This window comes from Mycoplasma sp. AC1221, from assembly GCF_054353815.1.
On record NZ_JBTHHH010000008.1, the window covers coordinates 1 to 19,328 of the forward strand.

Consider the following 19,328-nt stretch of genomic DNA (forward strand, 5'->3'; position numbering starts at 1 on the left):
GAATATAATCTTTTGTCTACTTGCTATTATTTTAAATTTTATTTTTTATAATATTATTTATGATAAAAACAGAATAATTTCTAATGCAGTTAATTTTAGTGAAAATTATTCAAATTATAAATTCTCTATTAATTATCTTACATATGCTTACATTCCAGGGGCAGTTGATATTATAATTCCTTTATTATTACTTATTTTTTACACTTTATTATTTAAAAAACAAACAAACCAAATAAAAAATTTGATAAATAGCTTTACTTTTTCCTATTGTAATTATTTTATACCAAAGCCTTTTTTTGAGAATTTAATACAAGTAAAGAAATTTTATTTCGATTATCATAGTATAAATAAAAAAGTTAATTTAGATATACATAATCATAAAGAACAAATACATAATGAAAAAGAAAGATTATATATTTTTTATTTTATCATCTGAGGATATCATTTTGATCAAATAAATAAAGGAAATATTATTTATGATGACTTATATTCTAATTTCATAACAACCTATCAAAAGGTATTTAATGAAGATATAATTTACCAAACATCAGAAAATAAAAATTTAGCAATTTAATTATTTATTTGCTAAATTTTTATTTTTGTGCTAGAATATTATTATGATTAAAGAGGAAATAAACAAAGGTCATGAGTTAATTCTAAAGTACACTGTGCTTTTATATATTGAATCAGGTGAGGCAGTAAGTAGTGCAAAACTTATTAAAAGATTTAATGAAATAACTTTTTCACCTGCTAAAATTCGGTATTTAATGAATGATCTAGAAAACAAGGAATTTTTGATAAAACCGCATTTATCTAGTGGTCGCATCCCAACATCAAAAGGACTGAGCTATTATGCAAACTTTTTATCAGAAACATATGAAGAAAAGTTGTTAAGAAAACTTGAAAAGATTTTAGACAAAAAAAGAAATGATATAGACACAACTATTGAGCAAGCAGCAAAAATTATTTCAGAAATTACTAATTTAACATTAGTTACAACTGATTTATCACAAAAGCATCTGCTCAAAAGCATCGAAATGGTTCCATTAGATCAACATCGAGCCACGATTGTAATGGTAATTTCAAATGGAGAAGTTTTTTCAAAAATAATTACTTTTGATAAAGATGTAAGCATTAATGACTTACGAATTGCTATAAAGATATTTAAAGATCGCCTTATTGATATCCCATTAGATAAGTTAGCAGACCATGTTTTATCACTTGCTGAACCGCTTGCATCACAAATTAAGAATTATCAAAAGGTAATCGATTCATTTATTACTCAGGTTTTTACAGAAAAAATTAATCACATTACTCAAAATAAAGTTTTTGGTAAATCGAATATTATCTTAAGAGATGATATAAATAGAGAGACATTAAATAAGATGTTAGAATTAATCGAAAACTATTCTGTTTGAGATCGCATCGAAGAAAGTGTTGAAAATGATCAAAAACTTAAAATATCAATTAACGATGAACGAACATATATGTCTAAGCGAATCGAAAACAATAGCAATGTCACTGAGGTTTCAGTAATTGGTGCTCAAGCATCTGATTACGATGCAATGCGAACAGCATTAAATGTTTTAGAAATTTTACTAAAGAAAAGAGGTTAATATGTTTAATAAAAAATATAAACATGGAGATAAAATAACAGGTGATTTTCGTCTTTATTTAGATGGTCACCATCAAAAAGAATATGATAAAAATACTACAATTACCTTAGGAAATAATGAATATTTACCAGATTTAGATAAATATATCATTGGTCGTAAATATAAGAAAGTTTTAGAGGTTGAATTTACTTATTCTAAAAAGTTCGATGATCCAAAATTTGCCGGAAAAACAGTTAGGTTAGTAATAACACATGTAAATTCAAACCATATTGTTTCAGATGATAGCATAGTTGAAGAAGGTGGGGTCAAAGAAGAACTTGCAAAACTAAGAGCAGAAGTTTTCCTTTTAAGACAACAAATTGCTCAAAAAGATTTAGATATACTTAAATTACAAACAGAGTTTAAAGAAAAAGCATCGCAGTTATCAAAAAAGGCAGATCAGATGTTACAACAAGAAATTGAAAACCAAAAGCAAAAACTCGAAAACGAGCGAAATGATATTAAAAATTATGCTTTGCAATCTTTCTTTGAAGATTTTGTTATTCCTTATAACAACCTTGTAATGGCAGTTAACTTTGGAAGTAATTCAACATCTGAAGAAACTCGTAATTACACAATAGGATTTAATATTGTTTTAAAACAATTTGAAGATGTTTTTTCAAGTAATGGTGTTGAAATAATTAATCCACAACTTGAAACTGAATTTGATCCAAGTTCGCAAGCAGTAGTTGATTTTATCGACTCTGATATTGATAATATAGTAAAAAAAGTTACAGCATATGGTTTAAAATTAAACTCACGTTTAATTAAACCTGCATCAGTTATACTGACAAAAAAAATTAGCAATTAAATTCTTTGTTTGCTAAATTATGTTATAATTAATCTATATAACAAACAAAAACAAAAAAACTATTAAGGAGAAAATCATGGCAAAAGAAATTATTTTAGGAATAGATTTAGGAACTACAAATTCAGTAGTTACAATTATGGATGGAAAAAAATCAGTAGTTTTAGAAAACCCTAACGGTAAAAGAACTACTCCATCTGTAGTATCGTTTAAAAACGGAGAGCAAATTGTAGGGGATAATGCTAAACGTCAAGTTGAAACTAACCCAAATACAGTTATCTCTATTAAAAGACTTATGGGAACTGATAAAACAGTTCATGTAAATGGAAGAGACTATAAACCAGAAGAAATTTCAGCAATGATTCTTTCATATATGAAAGAATATGCTGAAGCAAAATTAGGAACAAAAGTTAAAAAAGCAGTTATTACTGTTCCTGCATACTTTGACAATGCACAACGTGAAGCAACTAAAATTGCTGGTAAAATAGCAGGATTAGATGTATTAAGAATAATTAATGAACCTACAGCGGCTGCATTAGCATTCGGTCTTGATAAAGATCATAAAGGAATGAAAGTATTAGTATATGATCTTGGTGGAGGAACATTTGATGTTTCAGTTCTCGAAGTAGAAGATGGAACATTTGACGTATTATCTACCTCAGGTGATAACCACCTAGGTGGAGATGATTGAGATCATGAAATTGTAAACTGATTAACTAAGAAAATTAAAGATGTTTATAAATTTGAAGTTGGAACTGATAAAACTCGTTTAAATCGTCTTAAGGAAGCTGCTGAAAAAGCAAAAATTGATCTTTCTGAGCAAGGACAAGTTACTATTGCAATTCCTTTCTTTGGAATGACAGAAAATGGACCTGTTAATGTTGAATTAAACCTAAAGCGTAGCGAATTCGAAGAAATGACATCACATTTATTAGATCGCACTAGAAAACCAATTGAAGATGCTTTAAAAGAAGCTGGAATTACTGCTAAGGATTTGCATGAAGTATTATTAGTTGGTGGATCAACTCGTATGCCTGCAGTGCAAGATATGGTAAAACGTACCTTAAATAAAGAACCTAACCGTTCAATTAACCCTGATGAAGTCGTTTCAATTGGTGCCGCTATTCAAGGGGCTGTATTGGCAGGTGATATTGATGATATCTTATTATTAGATGTTACACCATTAACCTTAGGAATTGAAACTATGGGAGGTATTGCAACTCCATTAATCAACAGAAATACCACAATTCCTGTAACTAAATCACAAGTATTCTCAACAGCAGCTGATAATCAAACCGAAGTAACAATCCGTGTTGTGCAAGGTGAAAGACAAATGGCATCAGATAATAAGACTTTAGGTCAATTCAATCTTGGTGGAATCGAACCTGCACCTCGTGGAGTACCACAAATTGAAGTAAGTTTTACAATTGATGTTAATGGTATTACAACTGTTACTGCTAAAGATTTAAAAACAAATAAAGATGCAAAAATTACAATCACAAATTCAACAAAACTTTCTGAAGAAGAAATTCAAAGAATGGTTAAAGAAGCAGAAGCAAACAAAGAAGCAGATGCAAAGCGCAAAGAAGAAGTTGAAACCATTGTTCGTGCTGAATCATTAATCGACCAAATTAAAAAGGCAACTGCCGAACAAGGTGATAAAATGGATGAAAAAGCAAAAGCAGAGAGTGAAAAACTTATTAACGAATTACAAGAATTAATTGATAAAAAAGATATTCCTGCATTAAAAACAAAATTAGAATCAGTAGAAAATGTAATGCGTGATTTTGCAAACTATGCAGCACAACAAAATGCTACAAAATCTGAAACAAAAAATTCCGACGAAGACACAGCAACAGTTGTAGAAGACTAAAAATAACCCTATTATGGGTTTTTTTTACTTTTAAGTCTAGATAATAGACTTAAAAGTAATTTTATATTACTATATAGTAATTTTTATATAAAAAAACAAATTTTATAATATAATATAACTTATGTAGAAAGGTAAGTATGAGTAAAATTACCAATTATAATGGTTTTGAACATTCTTTTAATGAGCAAAAAGCTTATGAATATATAGATGTTCTAAAAACTTTTTTAAATGATATGTTACAAAAAGCAAATGCAAAAGGATTTGTTGTCGGAATTAGCGGAGGAATTGACTCATCGTTAACATATGCTTTAGCGAAATCTGTAACAGATAATACGATTGGGGTTGTAATACCGGTGCAATCAATGCTACAAGCCGATTTAGCAGATATACAAGCACTTGAACAAAGGTTTAACACAAAGTTTAAAACTATTAAATTAAGTGCTGCATTTAAGGCAATAAGCAAGGAATTAAACCTAGCAAACCCTCTTGCAATCGCTAATATTAAGCCACGTTTAAGAATGACAACTTTATATGCAATAGCACAAGAAAATAATTATTTAGTTTTAGGAACTGATAATGCTGATGAAGTATATATAGGTTACTTTACTAAATACGGTGATGGTGGAGCAGATTTATTACCTATTTGTCAACTAACAAAGGGTGAAGTTGCTTATCTAGCTCAACTTTTAGGTGTACCGGATAGTATTATAAATAAAAAGCCATCAGCTGGTTTATGAGATGGACAAACAGATGAAGGTGAACTCGGTTTTTCATATCGTCAATTAGATTTTTATATAAATCACCTTGATAAACCACAAATTATTAAACAACACTTAACAAAAGATATAATCAACAAAATAGAATATAGACATAAAAATACAGAACATAAAAGACAACCTGTTTTTAAACCAAAACCAGTAGAATAGGAGACATTATGGCAGGACATTCACACTCAGCTAATATTGCGCACCGCAAGGGTGCCCAAGATGCAGCAAGGGGAAAAATTTTCCAAAAACTTTCAAAAGAAATTTTTGTTGCAGCTCAATTAGGACCAGATCCAGATAAAAATCCTACTTTAAAACTTGCTATTTCAAAAGCAAAAGCAAAAAATATGCCAAAAGACAATATCGAAAGAGCAATCGCTAAGGCAGCAGGGAACAAAGATGGTTCATCATATACAGAATTAATTTTTAATGCTACTATTAGTGGTGGTGCTACCTTTATTGTTGTAACTTTATCTGATAATATAAATCGTGTTAAATCGAATATCCAAGCATATTTTAATAAGCAAAATGCAACCTTAGGAAAAACTGGACAGATACCTTTTTCATTTGATAAAAAAGGTATTATCGAATTTAGCAAACAGAATATTTCAGAAGATGATTTAATGCTTATCGCATTAGAAAATGGTGCAGATGATGTACAAAGTAATAATGAAACATTTGTCATCTTAGTGCAACCTGAAAACTTTAGTGAGCTTAAATCTGCACTTGAAACAGAGTTTAAAATCGATAACTTTATCCAATGTGAAGTTACATATATTCCAAATGTGTATGTAAATTATGATGCAGAAAAACAAGCAAAATTATTGGATTTTGTTGAAAAATTAAAAGATGACGATGATGTACAAGATGTATTTCATAATGTAGAAATTAACTAATGCAGTGATTAAATAATCTTTATTTAGGTATTAACAACGGGATAAATAACCCTTATTTATCGAAATTTTTATTAAGTTTAATCTTTTTAATTGTTCTTTTAATGGTTCCTATTATCTTATCATTTGTGCTACCGATATTTAAAAAACAAATTCAAAAAACTAAAGTATACTTATATGCTTTTTCAACTGGTTTTTTTATAATACTTGCTTCCTTTGGTTTCTTGCGTGAATCATTAGAAGTTGCTTCGCATCATTCTGAAATATTTGGCGAAGGTACATCAGTATATTATTTATCTAATATTGGTATGGTAGGTGGAGGAATTTTAGTCGGATTAACATTTGCTTTTGTTTTAAAATTTGTTATTTCTTCAAAATTAAACAAACAACTGATGAAGTCAAAAAAACTTAGTGTTTTTGTCCACGAACATAAACATAGCAACAGCGAACATGACCACACCCATAGTCATGAAGAATTTTTAAGCAACCGAGAAGATAAGTTACAACTTGTAGAAAATACTCTACTAGCAAAAACTGAAGGAAAGTTAAAACTTATCGCTCTGCTATTATTACTTACACATCGCATCCCGGAAGGATTATTAATTGGTTATAACCTTTCACAAGTAGCAGCCGATGCATCAAAAGCAAGCGATATTACTGTAGCATACTTTATTTCCTTAATCTTACATCTTATACCCGAAGAAACCATCTTCTACCTTAGATTACGTGATGCAGGATTTTCTCCTTGAAAAGCATTATTCACATCCTTTGCTGGTTTAGGTTTATTTTTACCTTTTATCCTAATTGGTATTTATGGTGGTGATTTTGTTAGTGATCCACTTAAAAGTATAATTTATTCGGGTATAGGTGGTATCTTTATTTTTACATCATTAGTTGAATTCTTCCCTGAATTCTATCATGAAATATTTAATAAGAAAAAATGATTTATTACTTTATTAATGTTATTTTTAGGAGTTGTTTTTTCAGTTATTATTCTTTCAATCCATTCACATGGTCATTAAAAATACGGAAATTTTCCGTTTTTTTTTAATTACTATAAATATTTTTTATCAAATATCCCAATATATGGTAAGTTTCTGAGTTTTTCTTTATAATCCAAACCAAAACCAACCAAAAATTCATCTGGAACTTTTATTGCTGAAAAATCTGCTTGCAAATCATTCTTTCGATGAAATGGTTTATCTAACAAAGTCAAAATTCTTAGTGATTTTGGTTTACGTGATAATAAAAGGTTTTGAATTTTTTCTAATGTAATTCCACTGTCAATGATATCTTCAACGATTAAAACATCTTTATCAAAAATATCTTCTGCTAAGTCCATAATTATTTTTACACTACCTTTGGATTGGCTACCTCCTGCATAACTGCTTGCTGTAATAAAATCAAGCGAATGGTCAACTTCAACATCTTTAATCAATTGTGCTAAAAACGGTATAGAACCCTTTAATAAGCCAACAATAACTAAGTTATCACTTGTTTGGTAAGTTTGATTAATTCATTCTGCACACTTTTTAATTTCTGCTTCCAAAAATTCTTGTGTATATAATATTTCTTTAATGTGTGGGTGTTTGTTCATTTTGTTCTCCTTGTGTTATATTAAAAAAAGCCGTAGTAAAATACAGCTTAATTTTATAAATGTTCTACATTTATGATTTTTATTGAATATTTATTTGGAGCTTCAATTTCAATAATATCTCCTGGTTTTCTACCAATCATAGCAACTGCTAAAGGACTTGACATTGATACCTTATCTTCAAACGGGTTGGTATCGTGTGATCCGGTAATAGTAACTGATTTTTCCAGATTCTTTTCCAGCACCAAAAAGGTTACCAACGAGTTTATTCCAACTGTGTTATCAGATTTATCATGTTTTGATTCGATAATTTGTGCATTATCAAGAATATTTTCAAGTTCGCTTATACGTCCTTCAACAATTCCTTGACGTTCTCTTGCTGCATCATATTCAGCATTTTCAGATAAATCACCTTGAGCACGTGCTTCTTTAAGTGCTTCCTGCACTGCCTTACGTTCAATATTGACTAAATTTTCATATTCTGCTTTATACTCGTCATATTTTTCTTGTGAAAGGTAAATAATGTTTTTATTGTCCATTTGATACTCCTAAATTATCTGTTATTATATCGTTTTTTACAATAAACAAGAATCGATTTGTAATATATGATACTTCATGTTTAATATTTTTATCTTTAAGCTTTTTATCTAACTCTAAAATTTCTGAATTTTTATATTTCTTTAGGTTTATTGCAAGCATACCTTTTGCATTGAGATTTGGATAATGATTTTCATACAAAGTATTAAGGTTCTTATCACTGTTAAAAACTGCCACAAAATCAATATTTTCATTATTATAAGGTAATACTGGTTGCATAAATTGATCCGGAAGTTTTCTACGAACTTCATTATATTTTATAAAATCAAATTCATCTAAGTCGTAATAACCTGCTAATTTGACTTTTTCAACCATGCAAGCAAAAGGGAATAAATCATTTTTCGATATTACTAACAATGAAGTATATTTATTTATATAAAATGTATTAATTAACCCTTCGATATCTAAATCATCTGCTTTAGATTTAAATTCATCTTTGAGAATATACGGTAGCGTACCTATATCATTCCGTAAGGTTTGTATCTGAATTTGTGTTTGTTTTTGTGATTTTTGTACATATTTTTTTCTAATATATCTTGCATAAATTTGTAATCCGATATATATACCGATACCAACCACAAAAACTACAACAGCAGATACTCATAAGCCAGTTATTGTTGCTTGTGATAATTCCATTTAATTTCCTTTCTATGCTTATAATAATCTAAATACTCTTGCAAAATTAAAACTGCTGCTATTTTATCTTTATATAATTTTCTTTTTGCTCTTGTATATCCTGCTGAAATTAAAGTTTCATGAGCTTTTTTAGTTGTGTATTGCTCGTTTACAAATAAATAAGGAATATTAAAATTTTCATCTAATAATTTTGCAAATTGTTCTACCATTAAGGTTCTTTCGCTTTTTTGGCCACTAATTTTGAGTGGGTAACCTAAAATCAAGCCATCAATTTGGTATTGATTTATATACATTTTTATTTTATTTATAACTGCTTGAAAATCATTTTCATCCATTTCAAAATTTTCTAAACCAATTGCTATAATTTCATTTTCATCAGTTATTGCAAAACCACAGGATTTTGTTCCTAAATCTAAACTGAGTTTTCTCATTTAATACTATATAGCAGTTGCAAAATGTTTTTGTTATCAGAAATTTTTCCCATAGCTAAGATGTTGTTTCCACCACCTCTACCATTTAATTGCTGCATAAGTCGCTGTGCAATAAGGTTTGAATTATATTTTTTTGACGCAACAACTAACATTGGATCTATATCAGGAGAAGTTAAAACAACTAAAGCATCTGGATATTTTTCTCTCAATGTTGAGGCAACTATTTTTATTTGTGATTTATCAACTGATGTATTCAAATAAACTTTATGATTGTTAATTTCAACAAACTCCGCTGCATCATAGTCAAAAACAAATGATTCAGTCTGTTTTTTACTTTCTTTTATATAATCATTGCGAACTTGCTGTATCTGATTATTTAAATATTCAATTGCTTGTTGTAAATTATTTGGTATATCAATATCTTTTTTATAATTTGGATTGATTTTTTCAACTTTTTCAATACTTTTATTTAATTCTATAATTAGCATATCCTTTTGTTCATTTAAATATTCATTTACTGTTTCAAATGATGAAATAGCGCGAATCCGGTATACACCAGCCGCTTTCTTTTCAACATTAGTAATTTTAAAATCTTCTAAATTAGCAGTATGTGATAAATGAGTTCCACCACATAAATCGGCTGTAATGCCTTCAAATTTGACTATACGGACTGCTTTTGGGTCCATATATTCAGCTTCTTCTAAGGTCATTATTGCACCAATTTCTTTGGCTTGTTCAGTTGACATAATTAAATAATCACGTTTTGCATCTTGTTTAATATATAAATGAATTAAGTCTTCGATTTCTTTAATTTGAGCTTCTGTAGGTTTTTTATCTGCTGGTAAATCAAATGTTAAGCGCTCTTCATTGTTATCGCTACCAAGTTGTTTAATTTGTGGCCCTAAAACTTTTCTTAGAGCACAAAATAACAAGTGAGTTCCGGAGTGGTTTCTCTCTAAACCACGACGAATTTTTTCATCAACATAGCATTCTATTTCATCGAAACGATTAATTTTACCTTCAACCTTATGAATATGGTTTCCGAACTTATCTTTAAAGACATCTATGATAATTATTTTATTATCATTTTGCAGCATATATCCTCGATCGTGTTTTTGCCCACCACCTGTAGCATAAAATGGAGTTTGCTTTAAAATAACATAACTTATTTTATCAGATGCATCAATTTCTTTTTCTGTATCTAGCAGATGTAAAATAGTGGTTTTAGATTTTGTATCAGTATATCCTATAAATTCATCTTCTTTATTTTTAATTAAGGTTAATGAGTTAATAACTTTATCCATTCCTGAAAGTTTTTTACCACGACTTATTTGACTATGTTTTTCTTTTGCTTGATGATACGAATCCATTTCAATACTTATTCCATCTTGTGCAAGTATTTCAGTTGTTAATTCTATTGGAAATCCATATGTTTCAAATAACTTAAATGCTATTTCACCTGAAAAAATTTTTTGATTTGACTTTATCTCAGATTTTAATAATAATCTTCCGTTCTCGACTGTTTTTAAGAAATTCTCTTCTTCTTCATAGATAATTTGTGCTACTTTTTTGGCATCATATTCATATGGTAAAGTGCTTTTTATAACATCAACTAATTTATATAAAAAAGGTTTATAAATACCTAATTGCATTGCTATATATGCGCTACGACGCACTAAACGACGTAAAATATAACCACGACCTACATTTGATATCTTAGCACCATCGGCAACAGCATTAACAACTGCACGCATATGATCAGCAATTATTTTAAAATAACTATTTATTTTATTTTGCTCAGGTTCTTTGGTAAAATAGTTATTTATATCATATCTAAAACTAGTATATTTTTCTATTTCATAAATTATTGGTAAAAACAAGTCAGTATCATAGTTTGTAGGGGCATCTTGTAAAATTGAAACAATTCTTTCAAAACCTGCACCTGTATCAATATTTTTTTGCTTAAGTTCTATATAGTTTCCTTCACCATCTGAATTATAAGTAGAAAACACAATATTTCATATTTCAATGTAGCGGTCATTTTCAATATCTTGTTTTAAAAGTTCGATGCCACGACTATCATATTTTTGTCCACGATCATAAAATATTTCAGTATTAGGTCCACAAGGTCCAGATCCTACTTCTCAGAAATTTGTATCTTTTGTCCCTGCTATCAAGTGTTTTTCCGAAATTCCATAACTTAATCACAGATTCTTGGTTTCTAAATCTTCATAATAATATGTAAAATATAACTTTTCTTTTGGTAGTTTTAAATCATTTAATAAAAACTCTATCGCAAATTCAATAGCTTCTTTTTTAAAATAATCCCCTATCGAAAAATTTCCAAGCATTTCAAAAAAAGTATGGTGTCGAGCTGTTACCCCGACATTTTCTATGTCATTAGTTCGAATCGATTTTTGTGAGTTAGTTAAACGTCGAGATTGTGGAATTTTTTTTCCTGAAAAATATTCTTTTAAGGTTGCTACACCCGAATTAATTCAAAGTAATGATGGATCATTTTGTGGAATCAAACTTTTTGATTCAACAATATAGTGATTTTTAGATGCAAAAAAATCTAACCATCTTTGTCTTATTTCTTTTGATTTCATTATGCTCCTTATAAATAATCTAACCTTTTATCTTTATAAAATATTTCATCAATTGTTGCTCCACCAATGCACTTGTCTCCATCATAAATTACAACATGTTGCCCCGGAGTAACTGCAGAAGATGTTTGAGAATAATGTACTTTTATATGTGTATCACTTAATATTTCAAGTTTTATTGGTATATCTTCTTGACGATATCGAAATTTAGCAGTCAAATTATTTTTATCAAACTCTGTATGATTAAAGGTGTAGTTCGAAGCAATCAAAGCATCCGAAAGCAGTCACTGCATTTGAGTGCTTGGTGCTACATAAATAATGTTTTTTGTTACATCTCTTCCGCAAACATAATAAGGTTGCTCCATCCCACCTAAATTAAGTCCTTTGCGTTGTCCGATTGTATAATAAAAACTTCCTATATGTCTTCCTATTATTTTATTAGTTGTAATATCAACAATATCCCCATCACAAGCAGGAATATAATTTTGTAAAAACTCACCAAAATTACGTTCACCGATAAAGCATATTCCTGTCGAATCTTTTTTATCTGCAGTTGCTAAATCAAGTTTATGAGCAAGCTCACGAATCTGTGATTTGGTTAGTTCTGCAAGTGGCATTATAACATTGGTAAGTTGCTCGCTGGTTAATTGTGCTAAAAAATATGTTTGATCTTTATTAGTATCTTTTGCACGATATAAATGCCCGTTTTCAACCTTTGCATAATGTCCCATTGCAATATAATCTGCTTTCAGTTCATTAAAAGCATATTTGGCAAACTTGTCAAATTTAATATATTTATTACATAAAATATCAGGATTCGGTGTACGCCCTTTTTGATATTCTGATATAAAGTTTTCAAAAACATTTTGTCAATACTCTTGCACAAAATCAACTCTATATAGTGGTATTTGTAATTTTAATGCAACTTTTTGAGCATCTAAATAATCTTTTTCTTGTGGACAAATATCACTATTCACATCTTTGTTTCCTAGATAATCGTTATTTACTACACTATCTCAATTGCGCATAAATAAACCTACCACTTCATAACCTTGTTGTTTTAATAAATATGCACAAACTGACGAATCAACACCACCACTCATTCCTAAAACAACTCTTGCCATAAACTCCTTTCATCAAATTATAAAACATTTATAAATATGTAAAAATACTAGACAATTTAGCCTAGTATGCTAATATGCTTTAGCAAAAATTACATAGCGATTAGTGATATTATTACAATCTTCAAAAATGCAGTGATTTCTATTCCCTGGTTTTTTAAACAACTTAATCGGTATACATCTAGTGGTAGCACCTGTTTCTTGTTTAATCCGTCTTTCTGCTTCATCTAAGCAACAAAAAGGAGCATAAACAAATTTTCCAGCTTCAATTTGTTGTTTTAATTCTTGATACGAATCTACATAAACCACATTTTCTTTCAATCGTTTTAATGCAGTTTGATATAAGTTATTATGGATATCGGTTAAAGTTTGTTTTACTGTTGCTTTTATATCAGTTATTTTAACTTGAAATTTTTGCAAAGTATCACGACGAACAAAAGTTACTTCATCGTTTTCTAAATCACGTGGTCCTATTTCAATTCTTAATGGAACACCTTGGATTTCGCTATTAGATGCTTTAAATCCAGGATTTCGATCAGAATTATCTAAATTTACACGAAATTTTTTAGATAACTCATTAAATATGAATTTACCTATAACAGATACTTTTTCAGATTTTTTATTAAATAACTCCAAGATATCAACTTGAATTGGTGCAACAAATGGAGGAATAATAATTCCGCGATTATCTCCGTGTGTCATAATAAGGGCACCTAACAAACGAGTAGAAACACCTCAGGATGTTTGATAAACATAATCAAGTGTATTTTCTTTATTTTTGAATGTTATTTCATATGGTTTTGAAAAATTTTGTGCTAGATAATGGCTTGTTCCCGCTTGCAAAGCCTTTCCATCTTTCATCATCGCTTCTAGCGTATATGTCGAGCAAGCTCCTGCAAATTTTTCACTTGGTGTTTTCTTACCTACTATTGTAGGGATTGCAAGAAAATTTTTCAAAAATTTTGCATATGTATTTATCATTTCACGAGTAAATTTTCGGGCTTCTAAGGGATCAGAGTGGCAGGTATGTCCTTCTTGTCATAAAAACTCACGTGAACGTAAAAATGGGTTAGTGGTTTTTTCCCAACGCACAACATTGGCTCATTGATTATAAATTATTGGTAAATCATTATAGGAATTTATGCTCTTTTTGAATAAATCTGCAAATAAAACCTCAGATGTTGGACGAATAACAAGTGGTTCATCTAATTCACGATCCCCAACACATGTCACAGTTGCTAATTCAGGATTAAATCCTTCAACATGGTCCTTTTCTCTATCAAACAATGATTTAGGTATTAATAATGGTAAATAAACATTTTTAATTCCTTTAAATCTAAAAATTTTATTTAACTCTTTTTGAATAATTTCCCAAATACCATATGAATTTGGTTTGAAAATAATAGAACCTTTTGAGGGTCCGTATGCGATTAAATTCCCGTTTTTAACTACATCTGTATATCACTTAGCGAAATTTTCTTCTAATGGTGTAATTTTTTCTAATTCACGATTCATATTTTGCTATTATACCACTTTCTCTATGTTTAAATTGTGTGTTTAGTCATAAAAAAACACCCCTAAAGGTGATATGGCTGCCCCAGTTAGATTCGAACTAACGCATGTCGGAACCAAAACCCGATGCCTTACCGCTTGGCTATGGGGCAACATGGTGGGGGGAGAGGGATTCGAACCCCCGAATCGTAAGAAAGTGGGTTACAGCCACCCGCATTTGGCCGCTTTGCTATCCCCCCGAGTTGCTAAGATATTATAACAGTTAATAATTTTTTTCATAATTTATTTTCACTTTTTTATTATCAGATGTAAATTATTAACTGTAAAACCAATATTTTGATAATTTTTTAAATTTCTCATTATCAAAATATAATGTAAAACATTATTTTAGTTTTTTTATATTAAAAAGAAAAATTTAAGATAAAATTAATAAGAGCCGACATCGAGCAATATGCTTAATTGTCACAGCCTTCTTTTGAAGGTTTTTTTAAATTTAGCAAACTAAGGGGTAAAAATGTTAGAGATTCAAAATTTAAGTATGGTTTTTAGTGATAAAAAACTTTTTGAAAATGTTAATTTAAAATTTACTGAAGGAAATACATATGGGGTAATTGGAGCAAATGGTGCTGGTAAATCAACATTTTTAAAAATTATGTCAGGTGAACTAGAAGCTTCTGCAGGACAAATTATAAAAGAAAAAAATAAACGCATTTCTGTTTTATCTCAAGACCACAATGCATATAATAATTATAATGTAACCGATGTTGTAATAATGGGAAATACTGATTTATATGCAGTTTTAGAAGAAAAAAATGCCATTTATGCAAATCCCGATGCAACAATGGATGACTACACAAGAGCCGGTGAACTAGAAGATAAATATGGTGAATTAGGGGGTTGAACAGCCGAAAATGATGCACAAGAATTGTTATCAAATCTTTCAATTCCAAAAGAAAAATGACATGTACCGATGTCACAATTAACAGCTAATCAAAAAATTAAAGTGTTATTGGCAAAAGCATTGTTTGGAAATCCGGATATTTTGATAATGGATGAACCAACTAACCACCTTGATTTACGTTCGATTAAGTGATTAGAAAACTTTTTGACTGATTATCAAAATGTTGTTATCGTTGTTAGTCATGATAGTGATTTTCTTGATGCAATTTGCACTCATATTGTTGATATAGATTATAATGAAGCGAAGATTTATACAGGTAATTATTCATTTTGAAAGCAATCATCTGAATTAGCTCGTGAAATAATGAAACAAAGTAATATTAAAAAAGAAGTACAAATCGAAAAACTTAAAGAATTTATTGCTCGTTTTAGTGCAAATGCTTCAAAATCAAGACAAGCAACAAGTAGAAAAAAAGCACTGGAAAAAATTTCTTTAGATGAAATCAAACCTTCTAATCGCAAATACCCTTATGTTCGTTGAGAAATGAATCGTGATCACGGGAAGCAAATCTTATATGTTGAAAATCTGACTTATAAAAATGAAAATGGTGATGTTTTGTTTGAAAATGTATCATTCACTTTACGTCCTGGTGAAAAAATGGTTATTGTCGGTGATGATGATATTGCTAAAACCAGACTTTTAGAATGTATTATTGGTGAAAGAAAACCATCGAGCGGAACTATAGAATGAGGTCAAACTATAACACCAAGTTATTTCCCTAACGATAACAGTAAATATTTTGATACCAACGAAACCGTTTTAGAATGAATTTCAAAATGACCTTTATTAAATAAAGAAAAAGAGAATAAAGAAAATGACGATGCTCGTATGCGTGGTTTTTTAGGGCGCATGTTATTTAGTAATGATTCAGTATTTAAAAAAGTTTCCGTTACAAGTGGTGGAGAAAAAGCACGTTTAATGTTTTCAAGAATGATGCTTTTAGAATCAAACTTTATTGTTTTAGATCAACCACTTGATCACCTCGATGCAGAAAGCATTGATTCAGTAATAGAAGGAGTTAAAAGTTATAAAGGTGGTGCAATATTCACTACATATAATCGCGCTTTTGTAAATCAATGTGTCGATGTGATTTTAGAGCTTCAATCACCAACAAAAAGTTTTTTATTCCGTGGTAGCCTTGAAGAATACGAAGAAATTATGATGGGTAATTAAAATTTATGAAGATAATAGAAAAAGTGTTAGATAACTTGAAAAACGGTGAAAATCTTTCGCAAAACGTAAATTTTGTGAAAGAATATTTACTTTCTGCAAAAGAAAAAAGTAAAAATGACATTACAAAAGCATTTCGTTATGCAAACGATGATGAATGATATACAACAAAAGAAGATATTAAATTTTTTATTGATAATGCTAAAATTCCCCAAAATAAGGTAATTTGATGTCCGTTTGATTTACCTGATTCAAATTTTGTAACTGTATTTTAAAATAATGGCTATAAAGTTCTTTCATCACACATATATAATAGACAAGATTTTTATAAATATCAACCAGATGAAAATTGAGATATTATCATTAGCAATCCACCATTTAGAAATAAACATAATTTATTAAAAAGACTTCTTGAATTTAACAAACCATGAGCACTGATCTTTGGAATTCAAGCATTAAATAGTGAAAAATTTTGTGATTTTTTACAAAAATTCAAGAGGGTGCAATATGTACATTTAAAACGTAGAATGTGTTTTACAAAGAATTATTTGAACTATGATCATATGAATTTGCAAAGGCCATCATTTGCAAGTATGTGAATTGCTAACGACTTATTCGATAAAGATATCCAGGTATGGAAAGGTGTAGATTACAAAAAAGATGGAAAAGAATATACATAAAGATATAATACAAATTTGTATTTCTGATAAATATTTTGACTCTTTAGTCATTCAACTAAAAAATATAGATAGCAAAAAAACACAAAAAGATTTAAAAAGAACCATTTTAGATGAACTTATATATAATAAATTCATTAATAATATTTCTCCAAATAATATCAACTGAATTTTTGAGAAGAAACAATATCAAGGTTTGTTTATTACGAATACCAACACACTTGTTTATTTTAGTCAAAAACTAAACAAAAAATTTAAATTAAAAAGCAGAAACGCTTTTATTAAGCAAAACTCTCTACCTATTATTAAATTATACGAAAACAATCCACAATTCAAGAATATTTACCTTTGTTTAAATCCTTTAGATTGATATTTCTTAAAGTTAAAAAATCAAAAACTTTACATTTCAAATTCTGTAATTCTCGATCTTGAACAACTAATATATATAGATTTTAAAATTAGTGATTCATTTTTAGATTTTATAGATCAGAATATAAAAAATAAAACAGAAAACTTATCTAGAAATCTCTCATTAATTCAGTCTATAAAACAGAAACAATTATCTAGTTTAAAAAATAAACTTAATAAGCCGTTAATTATTGAGTATCAAATGATAAAAAATCACATTTTTATTGATGTTTATGGTAAATTTGATGGTGTCAACAGACAAGACACATTATTGTCATGTAAAATTATTTCAAAATTATCACACCAATTTGAACAAAAAACCTTAAATCTTTGATTGCTAAATGATGATTCTGTTTCTATGAACATAAAAAAGTATGTGACTTCATTAGGTTTTTCCTTCCAGTATAACACAACCGTAAATGAGCAAACTAACAAATATAATTACGATATAGATAAAACAAAACAATTTTTATTAAGAAATCAAAAATTCCTTAGAGCCAATATATATAAAAAATACAATAATTATATTAATATAGGTGAATGTTTTGCTTGTGATTATAATATTAATGAAAATCTTATAACAGCACATATTTATCGTCATACAGATATTCAAGCAGAGCATCAAAAAAATAATATAAGTATCGATGATGCATTTAATTTAACCACATCAGGTGATAACGGATTTCTTTTGTGTCCAAATCATGATAGAGAATATGAAAAGGGTGTTATTTACTTCAACCCATTTAGTTTTGCTTTCAAGGTAAATAAACACTTTTTTCTAAAGCATGAAACAAAAAAAATAAATTATGTAGATTCAAAACTAATTAATAAATTTAATAATTTACCAAAAAATGCTTTATCATCTATCTTCAATACAAATTTTATAAATAACATTAACAAACATATAGCCAGATTAAAAATTATCAATGAATAGATTTTTTGTTAATTGTAAAGAAGATAATTATTTCATTTTGGATGCAGATGTTTTAAAACATCTTAGTGTGATAAGAATACAAGATAGACACTTCATCTGTGTTTATCATGAAAAATTTTATAAGTGTGTTTTAGAACATAATAAAGCGAAAATAATAAGGGAACTAAATCTTTTTAATGAACATAAATATAAAGTTGTTTTAGCTTTATCGGTTATTAAATATGAAAGATTTGAATGAGCTTTACAAAAAGCTACTGAATTAGGTGTGGATATTATAATACCGATGCAAACAGAATTTACTAATAGGGAGTTAATTAACCATTCTAAATTTCAAAAGAGAATTCATAGATTTAAAAGTATCATCAAAAATGCTGCAGAACAATCATTCAGAAATAAAATTCCCGAATTATTACCGTTACAAACTTTTGACCAAGTGATTACATACCAAGTTGATAATAAAATTTTAGCGTATGAAAAGGTTGATTTTCAAATTAAAATAAACCAACCTATATCAGAAAATACTTTATTTTTTGTTGGTCCTGAAGGTGGTTTTAGTGAAAAAGAAGTAACAAAAGCTATGGATAATAACATCAAAATAGTTTCACTTGGAAAAAGAATTTTAAGAGCAGAAACTGCAGCAATTTTTATGTTATCACAACTTGAAATTGACTAATTCATATATATACAA

At 28.7% G+C, this 19,328-nt stretch carries 18 protein-coding genes and 2 tRNA genes; 11 read left to right on the forward strand and 9 right to left on the reverse strand.

What is annotated here, in order from left to right; genetic code table 4:
* The 7 genes from ACXYRK_RS01840 to ACXYRK_RS01870 all read left to right on the forward strand — a co-directional run.
* A partial coding sequence (locus ACXYRK_RS01840; RefSeq protein WP_458617814.1) for a hypothetical protein occupies window positions 1-574 on the forward strand: 574 nt, incomplete at its 5' end.
* A gap of 43 nt (window positions 575-617) precedes the next feature.
* Window positions 618-1,616, forward strand: a complete 999-nt coding sequence (locus tag ACXYRK_RS01845) for a heat-inducible transcriptional repressor HrcA (protein ID WP_458607329.1) — start codon at window positions 618-620, stop codon at window positions 1,614-1,616.
* A gap of 1 nt (window position 1,617) precedes the next feature.
* The gene (grpE, locus tag ACXYRK_RS01850; protein WP_458617816.1) at window positions 1,618-2,466 is read left to right on the forward strand and encodes a nucleotide exchange factor GrpE; all 849 of its coding nucleotides are present in this window, start codon (window positions 1,618-1,620) and stop codon (window positions 2,464-2,466) included.
* Window positions 2,467-2,542: 76 nt separating this feature from the next.
* Window positions 2,543-4,336 carry a molecular chaperone DnaK gene (dnaK, locus tag ACXYRK_RS01855; protein WP_435128983.1) on the forward strand — a complete coding sequence of 598 codons (1,794 nt, stop codon included), beginning with the start codon at window positions 2,543-2,545 and terminating at the stop codon, window positions 4,334-4,336.
* Between the two features lie 137 nt (window positions 4,337-4,473).
* Window positions 4,474-5,262: an NAD(+) synthase gene (gene nadE / locus ACXYRK_RS01860; protein WP_458617817.1), complete on the forward strand. Its 789-nt coding sequence runs from the start codon at window positions 4,474-4,476 to the stop codon at window positions 5,260-5,262.
* A gap of 8 nt (window positions 5,263-5,270) precedes the next feature.
* On the forward strand, window positions 5,271-5,996 hold the full coding sequence (locus tag ACXYRK_RS01865) for a YebC/PmpR family DNA-binding transcriptional regulator (RefSeq protein ID WP_458617819.1): 726 nt from the start codon (window positions 5,271-5,273) through the stop codon (window positions 5,994-5,996).
* A complete protein-coding gene (locus tag ACXYRK_RS01870) occupies window positions 5,996-7,015 on the forward strand; it encodes a ZIP family metal transporter (protein WP_458614070.1) in 1,020 nt (339 codons plus the stop codon). Before ACXYRK_RS01865 ends, ACXYRK_RS01870 begins: the two co-directional genes overlap by 1 nt.
* 32 nt (window positions 7,016-7,047) lie before the next feature.
* On the opposite strand, the gene hpt is transcribed toward ACXYRK_RS01870, so the two are convergent.
* The 9 genes from hpt to ACXYRK_RS01915 form a co-directional block, all read right to left on the reverse strand.
* Window positions 7,048-7,590, reverse strand: a complete 543-nt coding sequence (gene hpt, locus ACXYRK_RS01875; RefSeq protein ID WP_458597576.1) for a hypoxanthine phosphoribosyltransferase — start codon at window positions 7,588-7,590, stop codon at window positions 7,048-7,050.
* 53 nt (window positions 7,591-7,643) lie between these two features.
* A complete protein-coding gene (gene greA, locus ACXYRK_RS01880; protein WP_458617821.1) occupies window positions 7,644-8,126 on the reverse strand; it encodes a transcription elongation factor GreA in 483 nt (160 codons plus the stop codon).
* Window positions 8,116-8,820 carry a BC85_0335 family putative methyltransferase gene (locus tag ACXYRK_RS01885; protein ID WP_458607334.1) on the reverse strand — a complete coding sequence of 235 codons (705 nt, stop codon included), beginning with the start codon at window positions 8,818-8,820 and terminating at the stop codon, window positions 8,116-8,118. Before ACXYRK_RS01885 ends, greA begins: the two co-directional genes overlap by 11 nt.
* The gene (gene ruvX / locus ACXYRK_RS01890; RefSeq protein ID WP_458607335.1) at window positions 8,796-9,251 is read right to left on the reverse strand and encodes a Holliday junction resolvase RuvX; all 456 of its coding nucleotides are present in this window, start codon (window positions 9,249-9,251) and stop codon (window positions 8,796-8,798) included. The genes ACXYRK_RS01885 and ruvX overlap by 25 nt, the downstream gene beginning before the upstream one ends.
* Window positions 9,233-11,860, reverse strand: coding sequence for an alanine--tRNA ligase (gene alaS, locus ACXYRK_RS01895; RefSeq protein ID WP_458617822.1), 2,628 nt, complete (start codon window positions 11,858-11,860; stop codon window positions 9,233-9,235). Before alaS ends, ruvX begins: the two co-directional genes overlap by 19 nt.
* A gap of 8 nt (window positions 11,861-11,868) precedes the next feature.
* Window positions 11,869-12,981: a tRNA 2-thiouridine(34) synthase MnmA gene (mnmA, locus tag ACXYRK_RS01900; RefSeq protein ID WP_458617824.1), complete on the reverse strand. Its 1,113-nt coding sequence runs from the start codon at window positions 12,979-12,981 to the stop codon at window positions 11,869-11,871.
* A 69-nt stretch (window positions 12,982-13,050) separates the two neighbouring features.
* Window positions 13,051-14,493 (reverse strand): proline--tRNA ligase, encoded by a 1,443-nt coding sequence (gene proS, locus ACXYRK_RS01905; RefSeq protein ID WP_458617826.1) that lies wholly within the window; start codon window positions 14,491-14,493, stop codon window positions 13,051-13,053.
* A 74-nt stretch (window positions 14,494-14,567) separates the two neighbouring features.
* Window positions 14,568-14,642: transfer RNA gene (locus tag ACXYRK_RS01910), tRNA-Gln, on the reverse strand.
* Window positions 14,643-14,645: 3 nt separating this feature from the next.
* Window positions 14,646-14,729, reverse strand: a tRNA-Tyr gene (locus ACXYRK_RS01915).
* A 275-nt stretch (window positions 14,730-15,004) separates the two neighbouring features.
* On the opposite strand from ACXYRK_RS01915, the gene ACXYRK_RS01920 reads away from it, so the two are divergent.
* The 4 genes from ACXYRK_RS01920 (at window position 15,005) to ACXYRK_RS01935 (ending at window position 19,313) form a co-directional block, all read left to right on the forward strand.
* Window positions 15,005-16,624, forward strand: coding sequence for an ABC-F family ATP-binding cassette domain-containing protein (locus tag ACXYRK_RS01920; protein WP_458617827.1), 1,620 nt, complete (start codon window positions 15,005-15,007; stop codon window positions 16,622-16,624).
* 5 nt (window positions 16,625-16,629) lie between these two features.
* A complete protein-coding gene (locus ACXYRK_RS01925; protein ID WP_458617829.1) occupies window positions 16,630-16,896 on the forward strand; it encodes a hypothetical protein in 267 nt (88 codons plus the stop codon).
* A 385-nt stretch (window positions 16,897-17,281) separates the two neighbouring features.
* Window positions 17,282-18,640: an HNH endonuclease signature motif containing protein gene (locus ACXYRK_RS01930; protein ID WP_458617831.1), complete on the forward strand. Its 1,359-nt coding sequence runs from the start codon at window positions 17,282-17,284 to the stop codon at window positions 18,638-18,640.
* Complete coding sequence (locus ACXYRK_RS01935) at window positions 18,633-19,313, forward strand: 16S rRNA (uracil(1498)-N(3))-methyltransferase (RefSeq protein ID WP_458617833.1); 681 nt, start codon at window positions 18,633-18,635, stop codon at window positions 19,311-19,313. The genes ACXYRK_RS01930 and ACXYRK_RS01935 overlap by 8 nt, the downstream gene beginning before the upstream one ends.
* Window positions 19,314-19,328 lie beyond the last annotated feature (15 nt).